We start from the raw sequence: 16,170 nt of genomic DNA on the forward strand, positions 1-16,170 counted from the left end.
AGATTAAAGTGAATAAAATAAAGTAGAATACAAGGATGGGGCAAGGTGGAGCTGAGATTTAAAATGCTTGTTCTTACACTGATAATAGCGTTTTTACCAACAACAATTGTCGCTATGTATGTAATGAACAACGTAATTCCTCAGTACGAAAAAATTACCTATGATTACTTTGTAAACAAACAGCAACAAACATTAGAGAGGATAACTCAAAAGATTTTTGATGATATGTCAAACATAGCAAAAGAATATGCTATTTGGAATGAACTTTACAGAGCTGTTTTGACAAAAGATGAAAAGACAATCAACTTTTACTGGACAAGCTGGTTATACCAGAAACCTTACAATTTCTCACTAATAATTGGTTTTTCGAAAGAGGGGAGTATTATTTCGTATCACTCTCCATTTGGGAATATTAAAAGCTCTGATAGCACAAAAGTATTCCATGTATTTAAAAAAGTAACAAGCACAGTTTACCCTTCTAATAGTATAAATTTAATACCTGTTGAAAGAGGTTTTCTTAAAATAAATGATAAGGTATTTGCCTTTGTATGTTCGCCTGTTTTGGATGACAAAGATTTAACAAAACCTGTTGCTGGAGCACTTTTTCTGGCAAGGGATATTGATGAGTTTGTGGCTTTGATTCAGCCTTACATGGTGGATAGAATATATTTCGTGGATAAAACAAATGTATCTACCGAAGAAAACCTTCTTAAAAATCATGTTGAGCTATTTGATATTGATGGTTATAGGATAGGAACACTTGTAATCAATTATAATGAAAGAACACTTGTGAATATAAAAAGACACTTTGAAAAACTACTTATTATTACATTTTTGTTTCTCATAGCTTTGACTTTACTTATTGCATTTTTAGGGGGAGTATATCTTACAAGAAAAGTTATTCAACTTGAAGATTACGCTATTTCTCTATTTTCTGGCATAAACGGTGATGTAACCACTCCAAAACCAACCGTAAAGAAAGAGGGAAGGTTTAAAAATGTAGAGCTTATTTTGGAATATTTTTCAAACGAAATAAAAAGCAAGATTTCGATATTAAAGCAGCAGGATAAACTATTGAAAGAATTGTTTGAAAAGGAGAAGAGAAACTTTGAAGGAGCGATAAAACTTTTAATATCTATTATTGAAATGAAAGACCCTTACACTAAAGGACATGCAGAAAGGGTTATGAAATACAGCAAGAAAATTGGAGAAAAACTGTCTTCAAAGGGATATAAAATAGACCTGTTTGACTTAGAAATTGCCGCATATCTTCACGATATTGGCAAGATTGTAATTCCGGAAAGTATCTTAAACAAACCTGACAAGCTCACGCAAGAAGAATATTCAATAGTCAAAAGACATTCATTGGATGGTTATAACATTCTTTCAAACATTGAATATTTTGATAATATAAAAGAGATTATTTTGTACCATCACGAAAATGTAGATGGAAGTGGCTATCCGCTGGGGATAAAAGGAGACAAAATTCCCCTTGAGTCAAAGATAATCTCTGTTGCAGATGTATTTGATGCTCTTACCACAGACAGACCTTACCGCAGTGCTTTTTCAGAGGAAAAGGCATTAGAGATTATAAAAGAAGATGTTGGTAAGAAGTTTGACCCTGAAGTTTTTGAGGCGTTTTTGAGTGTGCTTAAAGAGGAAAAAATCTTAAATTCGGTAGAGATGAAGATAGATGGATAAGTACAAGCTTAAAATGCTACTTGAGTCTGATGAGGGACCGAAACTTGATTTTAAACAGTCTCTTTCGCTTGAGACAGATGGTGAAAAGAAAGAGCTTGTAAAAGACGTCATTGCCATTGCAAATTCAAGAGGTGGAAGGGGCTATATCATCTTTGGGGTTGAAGATAAGACAAAAAGAATTGTTGGAATTAAAGACGAGAACATCTCTGAAGAAAAAATTCAGCAAATAATCTCAAGTAGGTGTGACCCACCTGTATCAATTAAATTTGAGATTGTAGAGTACAATGATAAAAAACTTGGCGTACTCACAATATACAAAAGCAGTCTAAGACCTCATCAGATGGTTCAAAACGGCGTGTTTTATATAAGACGTGGGTCAACAACAGACGTTGCAAGAAGAGAAGAGATAGCTTCCATGTTTGAAGAAAGCGGCAGCGTCAATTTTGAGATGTCTATTGTAAGAAATGCAAATTTAAATGACCTTGAACCTGAGCTAATCTCTATATTTTTTAAAAGAAGTGGCATCTCATCCGAGTGGGATAACTTAATTTTGCTTGAAAGTTTTGGGATTGTCCAAAGAGATAGAGAAAATAATAATCTTTATCCTACCTTAGCAGGTATTCTTGTGTTTGGAAAATATCCAGAGAGATTTTTGCCGTCAGCGTATTTGACAATTGAATTTTTTGACCAAATTCAGATTATTTGTGGTAACATATATAGTATAATCAAAAAGACTATAAATTTTTTTACTCAGAAATATCCTCAGAAGGACCTGTGGGCTTTGTTCGAAGCAATTGGAAATGCACTTGTTCACAGGGATTATTATGACTTGGCAAGATGCACGGCAGTCAAGATTAGTGAGAGAAGCATTGAAGTTGCAAATCCTGGATGTCTTCTTGAGAGCAATATGATATTTAGTATGGGTAGGGAAATTATACCAAGACGTCGGAATCCGTGGATTTATCAAAAGATGATAATTTTAGATGACAATAATCTCTTTTTGAAAGCTGGCAAGGGAATATCAAGGATAAGAAAAACATATTCAAATGTGAAGATTATAAATATAAACTCACAGAATACATTTAAAATAATATTGCCACCTATTGATAAACTGTAAAAAAGAGGAGTAATGAAAAATGGTCAAGGGAAAGGTAATTAGTCTCAATCCTACATCCTCAATGTATTTTAAAATTGGTATTAAACATTATGAAAAAGGAGAAGTAGAGCTTGCCATAAAAAGGCTCATGAAAGCTCTTGAACTTGATAATAAAAATGTTGAGATAAAGTTTAACTTGGCTGGGCTTTTAGCACAGGTTGGGGATTTTGAAACTTCAAATAAACTCTTGAGCGAGCTTACAAAAGATAGTCCAGAGTTTTATGACTCGTTGTTTGGACTTGGATGTAACTTTTTTGAAATGGGCAAGTTCAAGGAGGCAAAGAATTTTTTAAAGAGGTATGTAAAACTTTCTAACAACATTGAGTTTAAAGAGGCGGCAGAAGACCTTATTGATTTTATTGAAAGCCAAGAAGAGTTTGAAAAAGAACAAAAAGAAATTGAAAAATATTCAAAACTATTAGAGAGAGGAAATTTTCTTCTTGAAAGTGGCAGATATGAAGATGCAATGAAATATTTCAAGATGATATTGGCAAAAGATGATAGTGTCCTTGCTGCAAGGAACAACCTTTCACTTGCTTATTTTTATATGGGTGATGTTCAAAGAGCGATTGAAGAAGCAAAAAAAGTTCTTCAAATTGATAAGTACAATGTATATGCAAACTGTAACTTAGCATTTTTTTACAGCAGCATAGGAAAAGAAAGAGAGATGAAAAGGCATTTAAAAGCGGTATTGGAAATAAAAACATACGATAGTAAAGATAAAATAAAGATTTTAGACACTCTTATCAAGTTAAATCAGCACAGTGAAATTGCCCAGCGTGCAAATGAACTTTTTGAGATCACAAGAGAGCCATATTTTAAACATATTGAAGCAATAAGCCTTTACAATACACGAAAGTACATGAAAGCTAAAAAAATTTGGGAGTTCTTAAAAAAGAACTTTGAGATGCCTGAGATAAGGATTGACTATTTTTTGAAGAAAGTCGATAATGTAATAAAGACATTTGAAAAAGATACTATAGATTATTTTGAAACAGGTTTTAAATTTTTGGAAGGCATGGACGAAAAGGAGTTTAAAAGACAGCTCCAAAATCATATTGACAATTATTTTTCTCAAACTGTCGAAGAAAATGGACAAAAAGTTATGGAAATTCTTCACCAACATGTTGAATTAAATCAGAAAGACCAAGAGGCTATTTTTAATCTTCTAAAAAGTCTTCCGCTTGAAAAGCCCAGGTTAAATCTTCTGGCTATTGCTGCAATTGTTTGGTATGTGTTCAAAAAGTACATGAAAAAAGAGAAGATAAAACAAAAAGATGTAGCCAAGATTTTTGGAATTTCGCAGGCAGTTTTCTCTAAGTGGTTTGGTGATTTCAAAGAGCTTTTGCTAAACAAGGAAGTTTAAAATACTATACCATCTTTTCGCAAAAGGAGGCAAGAATAGCACAATGGACAAAATAGCTGTGACACTTCCAGACGGAAAAGTGTTGGAAGCAGAAAAAGGAATATCTGGTATGGAGTTTATAAAGACAATCTCCATGAGACTTTACAAAGAAGCAGTTGCGTGTAAGATAGATGGTGTTTTGAAGGATTTGTGGACATCTCTTGAAAGAGATTGCAGCTTTGAGGTTGTGACATTTTCAAGTGATGAGGGTAAAAAGGTTTATTGGCACACAACGTCTCATATTTTAGCTCAGGCTGTTAAAAGGCTCTTTGGCGATAAAGTAAAGCTTGGCATAGGACCTGCAATTGACAATGGTTTTTATTACGACTTTGATATTGAAGAGTCAATTACGAGGGAGATTTTAGAGAAGATTGAAGAAGAGATGCAAAAAATAATAAAAGAAGATTTAAAGATTGAGAGATTTGAACTTTCAAGAGAAGAAGCAATAAAACTTATGCAACAAAGAGGAGAAAACTACAAGGTTGAGCTTATAAATGATATTCCAGAGGGAGAGATTATATCTTTTTATAGGCAAGGTGAATTTGTTGACCTGTGCACAGGACCACATCTTCCTTCAACAGGGAGAGTAAAAGCATTCAAACTACTTTCTGTAGCAGGTGCGTATTGGCGCGGAAATTCTAAAAATAAGATGCTTCAAAGAATTTATGGAATTTCTTTTGAAAAGAAATCTGAACTTGATGAGTATCTCAAAAAGCTTGAAGAGGCAAAAAAACGTGACCACAACAGAATAGGAAGAGAGCTTGAGATTTTTACAACATCCGAGGTTGTAGGGCAAGGTCTTCCTCTTTTAATGCCAAAAGGCGCAAAAATCCTCCAGATTCTTCAAAGGTTTGTTGAGGATGAAGAGGAAAAGAGAGGTTATCTTCTGACAAAGACTCCTTACATGGCAAAAAGTGATTTGTATAAAATCTCTGGGCACTGGGACCATTACAGAGATGGCATGTTTGTAATAGAGGAAGATGAAAATGAAGTTCTGGCTTTAAGACCAATGACATGTCCATTTCAGTTTTTGATATATAACTCAAAGCAGAGAAGCTACAGGGATTTGCCAATAAGATACAGTGAGACATCAACACTTTTCAGAAATGAAAGTTCAGGTGAGATGCACGGACTTATAAGGGTTAGGCAGTTTACTCTTTCAGATGCACACATAATCTGCAGACCCGACCAGGTTGAGGAAGAGTTCAAAGGAGTTTTAGATTTGATTCAGTATATAATGAAAATACTTGGTATCGAGAATGATATATGGTACAGATTTTCGCGCTGGGACCCGAACAACAAGGAAAAATATATTGACAATCCTGAGGCTTGGGAAAAGACAGAAAATGATATGAAAAATATCTTAGATAAGCTTGGAATAAATTATAAAGAGGCAAAAGGTGAGGCTGCTTTTTATGGACCAAAACTTGACATTCAGTTCAAAAACGTCTATGGTAAAGAGGATACAATAATAACAATACAGATAGATTTTGCTCTGGCAGAACGGTTTGATATGACGTATGTAGACAGAGATGGGCAGAAGAAAAGACCGATTATTATCCACCGCTCATCGATAGGTTGTTATGAAAGAACGCTTGCGATGCTTATTGAAAAGTACAACGGCGCTTTTCCGCTGTGGCTGGCGCCTGTGCAGATTAGAGTGATTCCTGTTTCTGATAATTTCAATGAGTATGCTAAAAATGTCGCAAGGATATTAAAAGAAAATGGGTTTAGGGTAGAAGAAGATTACAGGTCAGAAACAGTAGGGTACAAGATAAGAGATGCTCAGCTTCAAAAGATACCGTATATGGTGATTGTAGGTGAAAAGGAGCAAAAAGAGAATACTGTGGCAGTAAGAGATAGGAAAAAAGGAGATTTGGGTTCGTTTACCATTGAAGATTTTATTGCAATGGTAAAAGAAAAAGTAGACAAAAAAGTGATAGAGTAAAAAAGATGAAGAAGGCTGCCAGGAAGATGCATATGTACCATATTTTTGGGGCTGTTTTTGGCAGCCTTTTTTTAAATTCTTTATTCTTAGGAGATCAAATGAATTCCCAAAAAAGGAGAGACCAAAATGGAAGTTGTATGGGAAAGACCCTATGAGGTATTTTCTGAGTTTATGGCTGCAAATAGTTACAAATCTTCTCTGATTATTTGCGATAGAAACACCTTTGATGTGTGTGCTAATAAAGTCAAAGAAACAGCTGAAAAGGCCAATATTAAATATAAGATTGTGTGTTTTGAGCCAGATTGTGTGGCAGATGAGTATGCGCTTGGAAAGGTTTTGTTTGAGATAGAACAAGCAGATATATTTGTGGGAGTAGGGAGTGGAACAATTTCTGACATAACACGGTATACAGCATACAAGTTCAAAACTCCGTTTGTTTTGTTTCCAACAGCACCTTCAATGGACGGGTTTGCCTCTTCTGTTGTAGCGCTTACCATAAATGGCCTAAAAACAACAGTCTTGGCATCATCGCCAGAGGCTATCTTTGTGGATATGGAGGTGATAGTGAATTCACCTGAAATTTTAAAAAAAGCTGGATTTGGAGATTTGATGGGTAAGATAACTGCTCTTCTTGATTGGCAACTTTCGCATATTATCTTTGATGAAACGATAGACTTGGAAGTTTTACAGATTGTGAAAGATACATATCTAAAAACTCTGAAATCAGTGGGCGAAAACCACTTTTATAAGAATTTATTGGAAGGTCTAATAACTTCTGGTATTATGATGTCAAGAGTTAACTCATCTCGACCTGCGTCAGGCAGTGAACACCATCTTTCTCATTTTTGGGAATATCACAAAGTAAAAACTTATCATGGGATGAAAGTTGGAATTGCAACCCTTTATGTGCTAAAGTTTTATGAGCACTTTTTAAATCTTGATAAATCCAGAATTATTGAAAGGAAAGAATATAAAGTAGATACTAAAGCGTGGGAAGATATGATAAAGAGAGGATTTCAAACAACTTTTGAAAGTATAATAAAGCAAAATATTGGAAGAGTAAACAAGTTAAATGATAAAGAGTTTAGGAGTAATGTGATAAACAGGCTTGTTGAAAAGAAAGAGAGTATAGATGACTTGATAAGAGATGCAATCGGTGTGTATGGTGAGCTGGTTGATGCTTACAAAAAACTTAAAATGCCCATGAATTATTGGGAGATTGGTATAGATGAGAATCTTTTTAAGATGTCATTTATGTGCGCACCAAATATTAGAGAAAGGTTTACTATACTACATTTGTATGAATTTTTAGGTTTGACAGATGAGGTTGTACAAAGCTTTTGAGAATTTTTTGTTTTGATACCAGCAATTTTGGGAATAAATATTAATGAAAAATGATTGTATTGGTGATGAGTTTATGTACAAGATATTGGTTGTTGACGATTCAGCGTTTATGAGACAGCTCATAAAATCGGTTTTAGAGAGTACTGGCAAATTTGTTGTGACAGTTGCTCAAACTCCTCTCATTGCACTTGACAGGGTTAGAAAGTTTAAGTTTGATGTGATAACAATTGACTATGAAATGCCATATATGAACGGCGTTGAGCTTATAAAAAAGATAAAAGAGATAACAGATACAAAGATTTTGATGATAAGTGCGTACACACGTCCAGGAGCTTATACAACATTTGAGGCATTGTCAGCAGGTGCTTTCGATTATATTTTAAAGCCGTCTTCTGAAGAAGAACTTGAAGAGTTCAAGTATGAGCTAATCAAAAAACTTACTGCGGTGTGCGAAGAGAGTAAAAAAGAAGATGCGTCAAAAGTCTATGGACTTCCAGCTGCTGTTGAAGGGAAAATTTTACTGGAAGAGAGTATTGTTGAGAGGGTAAGGTTGGCAAGGGTTATCGGTATAGGTATATCCACAGGCGGTCCACCAGTTTTAGAAAGGATGTTTAAGTCACTGAAAAAAGATTTTCCTATTCCTATTCTTGTAGTTCAGCATATGCCCCCCAACTTCACAAAACCATTTGCTGACAGACTTGCCACCATTACATCAAAATGTATAAAAGAAGTTTCTGATAATGAAGAGATAAATGGTGGTTGCATCTACATTGCTAAAGGTGGTTATCATTTAGCGGTGGAAGAAATGAATGGAAAGCTCTATACACGGGTGCTTGACCTTGAGAAAATAAAAAGCCACAAACCTTCGGCAGACATTCTTTTCAGTTCAATTGCAGAAGCCTGTGGAAGAGCTTCTGTTGGAATTGTGATGACAGGGATGGGTTCTGATGGGAGTGACGGGATTTTAGAGATGAGAAAAAAAGGGGCGCTCACAATTGCACAGGATGAAAAGAGTTGTGTGGTTTTTGGAATGCCAAAGGCAGCCATTGAAAAGGGAGCGATTGAGCTTGTTTTAAACCCTGACCAGATTGTTGATCTTTTAAATAGAGTATGAAGGTTTTAAAGAAATTAACAATTCTCAAAAAAGATGACCACTTAAAAAAGCTATTAAGCAAGTGGTCATCTTTATTTTTTAAAACTTGGATAGAAAATTTTATTCACTTCATTGACACAAAAAAGTGCTTATGTTATAATAACAAAATGCGTTAATATGGGTATAACTTCCTTTCAACTTGGACTATTCCGATAAAAGCTGAGATATGCTGAGGCTTTCAAGAATAGATCGTATTTTTAAGGAAACAATAATAAAGATAAGGAAATTTTTTAAGAGGTGATATAGTTGGCACTACCTCGTCCTGTGCAATATGGCAAAGTTCAAAGAATGAGTTATGGTAAGGTTAAGGAAGTTCTGGATTTGCCATATCTTTTGGAAATCCAGAAAAAATCATTTCAATGGTTCTTAGATGAAGGGCTGAGAGAGGTTTTAAGAGAAATATCTCCGATTAAAGATTACAGTGAGACCTTGCTTTTGGAGTTTGTAGACTATTATTTTGACGGACCACCTAAGTATTCTGAACAAGAATGTAAGGAAAGAGACGCCACATATGCAAGACCTCTAAAGGTAAAGGTCAGACTTATAAACAAAGAAACAGGTGAGATAAAAGAACAGGACATTTATATGGGCGAATTCCCAATTATGACCGAAACTGGAACATTTATCATCAACGGTGCGGAAAGAGTAATTGTAAGCCAGCTCATCCGTTCACCCGGGTGTTATTTTGCATCTTCCATTGATAAGCAAGGAAGAAAAATATTTTCAGGAACTCTCATTCCAAACAGAGGTGCATGGCTTGAATTCGAAACTGATGCAAGCGAGCTTTTGTCTGTCAGACTTGACAGAACAAGGAAGGTCTCTCTCACAACCCTGTTAAAGGCGTTTGGACTTTACAATCAGCAGCTGATATTTGAAAAGTTTGGCGAGGATGAGAGACTGAAAGCTTCGCTTGAGAAAGAAGCAAATAAAGGTGAGCTTGGAAATCCAGTTGAGAATGCACTTTTAGAGGTATATAGAAGACTTAGACCTGGTGAGCCACCAAATGTTGAGAATGCTCGAAATCTTCTTTATAGTATGTTCTTTGACCCAAGAAGGTATGATTTAGCAAAAGTGGGAAGATATAAATTCAATAAAAAATTGTCGTTATGGAAGAGAATTTTCAATAAAAGAGCAGCTCAGGATGTAGTTGATCCCAAGACTGGTGAGATATTAGTAAAAGAAGGAGAACTGATTACAAGAGAGATTGCTACCCAAATTCAGGATGCTGGCGTTAACGAGGTATGGGTTTATGCAGATGAAGAGAGACCATTTAAGGTTGTGGGGAACAACACAGTAAAACTTGACAGATATGTAGAATTTGATGTGTCTGACATTAACATAAAAGAACTTGTTTATAGGCCTGTTTTGGATGATATTCTTAATACTACAAATGATGTTCTTGAGATTAAAAGACTCATAAAAGAAAGAGAGAGAGAACTTGTTCCATATTGCCTTACAATAGATGATATATTTGCAGCAACAAGCTACTTTTTGGGTCTCAAATATGGCATAGGTACAACTGATGATATTGACCATTTGGGCAACAGAAGGGTCAGAGCTGTAGGCGAACTTTTACAAAACCAGTTTAGAATTGGTCTTGCACGAATGGAAAGAGTTATTCGGGAGAGAATGAACATACACGATATTGATACTGTAACTCCTCAGACGCTAATAAACATAAGACCGGTTACAGCAGCTATCAAGGAGTTTTTTGGTTCAAGCCCGCTATCACAATTTATGGACCAGGTAAATCCACTTGCAGCACTTACAAACAAGAGAAGGCTTTCTGCTTTGGGACCAGGTGGACTTTCCAGAGACAGAGCTGGGTTTGAGGTCAGGGACGTACATCATTCTCATTATGGAAGGATGTGCCCTATCGAGACGCCAGAAGGGCCAAACATTGGTCTTATTACTTCTTTAGCAACATATGCAAGGGTTAACGAGTACGGATTTTTAGAGACACCTTACAGAAAGGTGGACAAGAAAGAAGCAAGGGTGACAAACGAGGTTGTGTATCTTACAGCTGATGAGGAAGACACTTACAAGATTGCTCAGGCAACAGAACCTGTTGACGAAGAGGGAAGGTTTATAAACCAGAGGGTTACAGTAAGGTTTGGCGAGGAAATTATAGAAGTTGACAAACATGAGGTTGACCTTATAGATATATCACCTAAACAGATTGTATCAGTTTCAACATCACTTATTCCGTTTTTAGAAAACGACGACGCAAACAGGGCACTTATGGGTTCTAACATGCAGCGCCAGGCAGTACCACTTTTGATGACAGAGTCTCCGATAATTGGAACAGGAGTTGAATACAGGGCTGCGGTTGACTCTGGTGTATGTATTCTTGCAAAGAAAGATGGTGTTGTTGAAAATGTATCTGCTGATGAGATTGTTATAAGAAACAATGATGGAACAAAAGATGTATATCATCTTTTGAAGTTCAAAAGGACAAACCAGGGGACATGTTTTAACCAAAGACCAATTGTAAGAAAAGGACAAGAGGTTAAAGCTGGAGAGGTTATTGCAGACGGACCTTCCACAGACCATGGTGAACTTGCACTTGGCAAAAACGTCCTTGTTGCTTTCATGCCATGGGAAGGGTACAACTACGAGGACGCTATCTTGATTTCAGAAAGGCTTGTAAAAGAGGATGTTTATACCTCTATTCACATAGAAGAATATGAGTGTGAGGCAAGAGATACAAAACTTGGACCTGAGGAGATAACAAGAGATATTCCAAATGTTGGCGAAGATGCAATAAAAGATTTGGATGAGAGAGGAATTATAAGAATCGGTGCCGAAGTAAAAAGTGGTGATATTTTGGTTGGGAAAGTTACTCCCAAAGGTGAGACAGAGCTTACTGCAGAAGAGAGATTGCTTCGTGCTATATTTGGTGAAAAGGCAAGAGAAACAAGAGATACTTCATTGAGAGTACCACATGGCGAAGGCGGAATAGTTGTAGATGTAAAAGTATTTTCGCGCGACAAAGGAGATGAACTTCCACCTGGTGTAAACCAGCTTGTGAGAGTTTATGTTGCTCAAAAAAGAAAAATCTCAGTTGGTGACAAGATGGCAGGCCGCCATGGTAACAAAGGTGTTATTTCAAGAATTCTTCCTGTTGAAGATATGCCTTTTTTACCTGATGGTACACCTGTTGACATAGTTCTAAATCCTCTTGGTGTGCCGTCGCGTATGAACATTGGACAGATTTTGGAGACTCACCTTGGGTATGCGGCAAAAGCGCTTGGATGGAAGGTTGCAACACCTGTTTTTGACGGTGCAAAAGAGGAAGATATCGAAGAGGCATTAAAACTTGCAGGATTAAATCCTACAGGTAAGACAATCTTATATGATGGCAGAACTGGTGAACCATTTGACAATGAAGTAACTGTTGGTTACATGTACATGCTAAAGCTTGTGCACCTTGTTGACGATAAAATTCACGCACGATCCACAGGACCGTATTCGTTGGTTACACAGCAGCCTCTTGGTGGTAAAGCTCAGTTCGGTGGTCAGCGATTTGGTGAGATGGAGGTTTGGGCGCTTGAAGCGTACGGTGCTGCATATACGCTGCAAGAGCTTTTGACTGTAAAATCTGACGATGTAACAGGAAGGGTCAAGACATATGAAGCTATAGTAAAAGGAGAAAATATCCCAGAACCAGGAATTCCTGAGTCTTTCAAGGTGCTTGTGAAGGAGCTCCAGAGCCTGTGCTTGGATGTAAAGCTTTTGTCTGAGGACAACAAGGAGATTGAGCTAAAAGAGTCTGTTGATGAAGATGAGCAGCCACAAGGGCTTGGAGCTTTTGAGATAGGCGGCGATGAAATAGAGGAGGATAAAGAAGACGACAAGGAAAAGTTTTATGAGGATTTGATGAATGCAACACAAGAAGACGACCAGGGCGAGATAGATGATATAGACGAGTAAAACCTCAAAAAGGTGGGTGTTAAGACCGATGGATTTGTTCAATTTCGATGCTATTAAAATCAGTCTTGCTTCTCCTGAAAAGATAAGAGAATGGTCGCGCGGTGAGGTAAAAAAACCCGAGACTATAAACTATAGAACACTCAAACCTGAAAAGGATGGGCTTTTCTGTGAAAAGATTTTTGGTCCAACAAAGGACTGGGAATGCCACTGCGGAAAGTATAAAAAGGTCAAATATAAGGGTGTTGTTTGTGACAAGTGCGGTGTTGAGGTAACAAAGGCAAAGGTAAGACGTGAGAGGATGGGGCATATTGAACTTGCTGCCCCTGTCTCTCACATCTGGTATTTCAAAGGTGTTCCAAGCAGGATGGGTCTTATCCTGGACATGACCCCGCGAAATTTAGAAAAGGTTTTGTACTTTGCCGCATATGTAGTAATTGACCCGGGCGATGTAACAAATTTAGAAAAGAAACAGATTCTCTCTGAAAAAGAGTACAGGGAACTAAAAGAAAAATATGGCGACAGGTTTAAGGCAGGGATGGGAGCAGAGGCAATCAAAGAGCTTTTGAAAGAGATTGACCTGGAAAAACTGGCGCAAGAGCTCAGGCAAGAACTTGAGACTGCAACAGGCCAGAAAAAATTAAAGATAATCAAAAGACTTGAAGTTGTTGAAGCTTTTAGAAAGTCTGGCAACCGTCCTGAATGGATGATACTTGATGTTATACCAGTCATTCCACCTGAACTCAGACCAATGGTCCAGCTTGACGGTGGAAGGTTTGCAACGTCAGATCTGAATGATCTTTACAGAAGAGTAATAAACAGAAATAATAGGCTTAAAAAACTAATGGATTTAGGTGCACCGGATATAATTATCAGAAATGAAAAGAGAATGCTTCAAGAAGCTGTTGATGCTCTTATAGACAATGGAAGGCGTGGAAGACCAGTAACAGGTCCTGGCAACAGACCGCTCAAGTCACTTTCCGATATGCTCAAAGGAAAGCAGGGAAGGTTCAGACAGAATCTTTTGGGAAAGAGAGTTGACTATTCAGGGCGTTCTGTTATAGTTGTTGGGCCTGAGCTTAAGATTTACCAGTGTGGGCTTCCAAAAGAGATGGCTTTAGAGCTTTTCAAACCATTTGTCATGAAAAAGCTGGTTGAGAAAGGAATCTGCAATAACATAAAAAATGCAAAGAAAGCCGTTGAAAGACAGAGAAGTGAAGTCTGGGATATTTTAGAAGAGGTAATAAAAGACCATCCAGTACTGCTAAACAGAGCACCCACTTTGCACAGGCTTGGTATTCAGGCGTTCGAGCCGGTACTTGTTGAGGGGAGGGCTATAAGACTTCATCCACTTGTTTGTACAGCGTACAATGCTGACTTTGACGGTGACCAGATGGCAGTACACGTTCCACTTTCTGCAGAGGCACAGGCTGAAGCAAGGTTTTTGATGCTTTCTGCAAATAACCTATTAAAACCAGCAGATGGCAAACCAATTGTGGTTCCAACCCAGGATATGGTTTTGGGAATTTACTACCTCACTCTTGAAAAGAAAGGTGACAAGGGTGAGGGTATGATATTCTCATCAGAAGAAGAAGCGCTTTTGGCATATGAGCACAAGGTTGTTGGACTTCACGCAAGGATAAAAGTTAAGAGAACAGCAGAAGTAGATGGGGAAGTTATCTCTGGACTTGTTGAGACAACTGTGGGGAAGATTATACTAAATCAGGTAATTCCTCAGGATCTTGGTTTTGTTGATAGAAGCAAGAGAGAAAATCTTTTGAAGTATGAAATTGACACACTTGTTGATAAAAAGATGCTTGGGAAAATTATTGACAGGTGTATAAAGGTTTATGGAAATACCCGAACGGCAGAGATACTGGACGAGATAAAAGAACTTGGATTTAAATTTTCAACAAGAGGAGCAATTACCATTTCAGTTTCAGACATGGTTATTCCAGAAGTCAAACAAAAGCTCATAGCAGAGGCTGAACAAAAGGTTGAGAACATTGAAAAACTATACAGACATGGTTTGATTTCTGACCAAGAAAGGTATGAACAAGTAATTTCTATATGGAACGAAACAAAAGACAAGCTCACAGAAGAACTTATCCAGAATCTTGATGAATTCAATCCAATATTTATGATGGCTAACTCTGGTGCAAGAGGTTCTAAAAACCAGATATCACAGCTTGCTGGTATGAGGGGACTAATGGCAAACCCATCTGGAAAAACAATTGAGATGCCTATAAAGTCAAACTTTAGAGAAGGCTTAAATGTAATAGAGTTCTTTATCTCTACGCACGGTGCGAGAAAAGGCTTAGCAGACACAGCACTGAGAACTGCAGACTCGGGTTACTTGACAAGAAGGCTTGTTGATGTTGCTCAGGATATAATTGTTCGGGAAGAGGATTGTGGAACAGAAAAAGGCATATGGGTTGAAGAGATAAGAGATGGCACAGAGGTAATTGAAACACTTGAAGAGAGGATTATAGGAAGATATGCAGCTGATGATATAAAAAATGAAAAAACAGGTGAGGTAATAGTAAAGAAAAATGAGCTAATTACAGAAGAGGCAGCAAAAAAGATTGTAGATGCGGGGATCAACAGGGTATATGTAAGGTCAGTTTTAGAGTGCAAAACAAGATACGGAGTTTGTACAAAATGTTATGGACTTGACCTTGGTACAGGTCAGCCGGTGAATGTTGGAGAAGCAGTTGGTATCATTGCTGCACAGGCTATAGGTGAGCCGGGTACTCAGCTTACAATGAGAACATTCCACACAGGTGGTATTGCTGGGCAAGACATTACGCAAGGTCTTCCAAGGGTTGAGGAGTTGTTCGAGGCAAGAAAACCAAAGGGTGTTGCTGTGATTTCTGAAATAGAAGGGTATGTTTCAATAAAAGAAGACAAAAAGAGGACAATAACAGTTCGAAATGACAATGGTGAAGAGAGAACGTATGAAATACCGTACGGTGCAAGATTAAAAGTAAACGATGGTGATTATATTCAAGCAGGGGATGAGTTGACAGAAGGTTCAATAAATCCACATGACCTTTTGAAAATAAAAGGACCAAGAGGTGTTCAGAGCTATCTTTTAGCTGAGGTACAGAAAGTTTACAAGATGCAGGGCGTTGACATAAACGACAAGCACATAGAGATAATAATCAGACAGATGATGAAGAAGGTCAAAATTGAAGACCCAGGCGATACTGAACTGTTGCCAGGCGACATTGTAGAAATACACAGATTTGAAGAGGAAAACGACAAGGCAATAGCAGAAGGAAAGCGTCCTGCACTTGGAAGAAGGGTACTACTTGGCATAACAAAAGCAGCACTCTCTACTGAGTCGTTCTTGTCTGCTGCATCTTTCCAGGAAACAACAAGAGTACTGACAGATGCAGCAATAAAAGGGAAAGTTGATCCTCTAATTGGTCTTAAGGAAAATGTCATCATTGGTAAGTTAATTCCTGCAGGAACTGGAATGGCAAAGTACAGAAATATTGTTATTGAAGAAAATCAGTAGTGATATTGGT

General features: G+C 37.3%; 8 protein-coding genes. All 8 read left to right on the plus strand.

The genetic code is table 11. The annotated features are described in order from the left end of the window. Positions 1-45 precede the first annotated feature (45 nt). The 8 genes from ATHE_RS03995 (at position 46) to rpoC (ending at position 16,160) form a co-directional block, all read left to right on the plus strand. Positions 46-1,701 (plus strand): HD domain-containing phosphohydrolase, encoded by a 1,656-nt coding sequence (locus ATHE_RS03995; protein WP_041727092.1) that lies wholly within the window; start codon positions 46-48, stop codon positions 1,699-1,701. Then, on the plus strand, positions 1,694-2,818 hold the full coding sequence (locus ATHE_RS04000; RefSeq protein WP_015907349.1) for an RNA-binding domain-containing protein: 1,125 nt from the start codon (positions 1,694-1,696) through the stop codon (positions 2,816-2,818). Before ATHE_RS03995 ends, ATHE_RS04000 begins: the two co-directional genes overlap by 8 nt. 19 nt (positions 2,819-2,837) lie before the next feature. Then, the gene (locus ATHE_RS04005) at positions 2,838-4,223 is read left to right on the plus strand and encodes a tetratricopeptide repeat protein (protein ID WP_015907350.1); all 1,386 of its coding nucleotides are present in this window, start codon (positions 2,838-2,840) and stop codon (positions 4,221-4,223) included. A gap of 43 nt (positions 4,224-4,266) precedes the next feature. Beyond that, complete coding sequence (gene thrS, locus ATHE_RS04010) at positions 4,267-6,210, plus strand: threonine--tRNA ligase (protein WP_015907351.1); 1,944 nt, start codon at positions 4,267-4,269, stop codon at positions 6,208-6,210. A 126-nt stretch (positions 6,211-6,336) separates the two neighbouring features. Continuing rightward, complete coding sequence (locus tag ATHE_RS04015; protein WP_015907352.1) at positions 6,337-7,554, plus strand: iron-containing alcohol dehydrogenase; 1,218 nt, start codon at positions 6,337-6,339, stop codon at positions 7,552-7,554. Positions 7,555-7,597: 43 nt separating this feature from the next. Next, on the plus strand, positions 7,598-8,668 hold the full coding sequence (gene cheB / locus ATHE_RS04020; RefSeq protein WP_015907353.1) for a chemotaxis-specific protein-glutamate methyltransferase CheB: 1,071 nt from the start codon (positions 7,598-7,600) through the stop codon (positions 8,666-8,668). 327 nt (positions 8,669-8,995) lie between these two features. Further along, positions 8,996-12,640, plus strand: a complete 3,645-nt coding sequence (gene rpoB, locus ATHE_RS04025; RefSeq protein ID WP_049760278.1) for a DNA-directed RNA polymerase subunit beta — start codon at positions 8,996-8,998, stop codon at positions 12,638-12,640. A 28-nt stretch (positions 12,641-12,668) separates the two neighbouring features. After that, positions 12,669-16,160, plus strand: coding sequence for a DNA-directed RNA polymerase subunit beta' (gene rpoC, locus ATHE_RS04030; RefSeq protein ID WP_015907355.1), 3,492 nt, complete (start codon positions 12,669-12,671; stop codon positions 16,158-16,160). Positions 16,161-16,170 lie beyond the last annotated feature (10 nt).

It is taken from the genome of Caldicellulosiruptor bescii DSM 6725, from assembly GCF_000022325.1.
GTDB lineage: Bacteria > Bacillota > Thermoanaerobacteria > Caldicellulosiruptorales > Caldicellulosiruptoraceae > Caldicellulosiruptor > Caldicellulosiruptor bescii.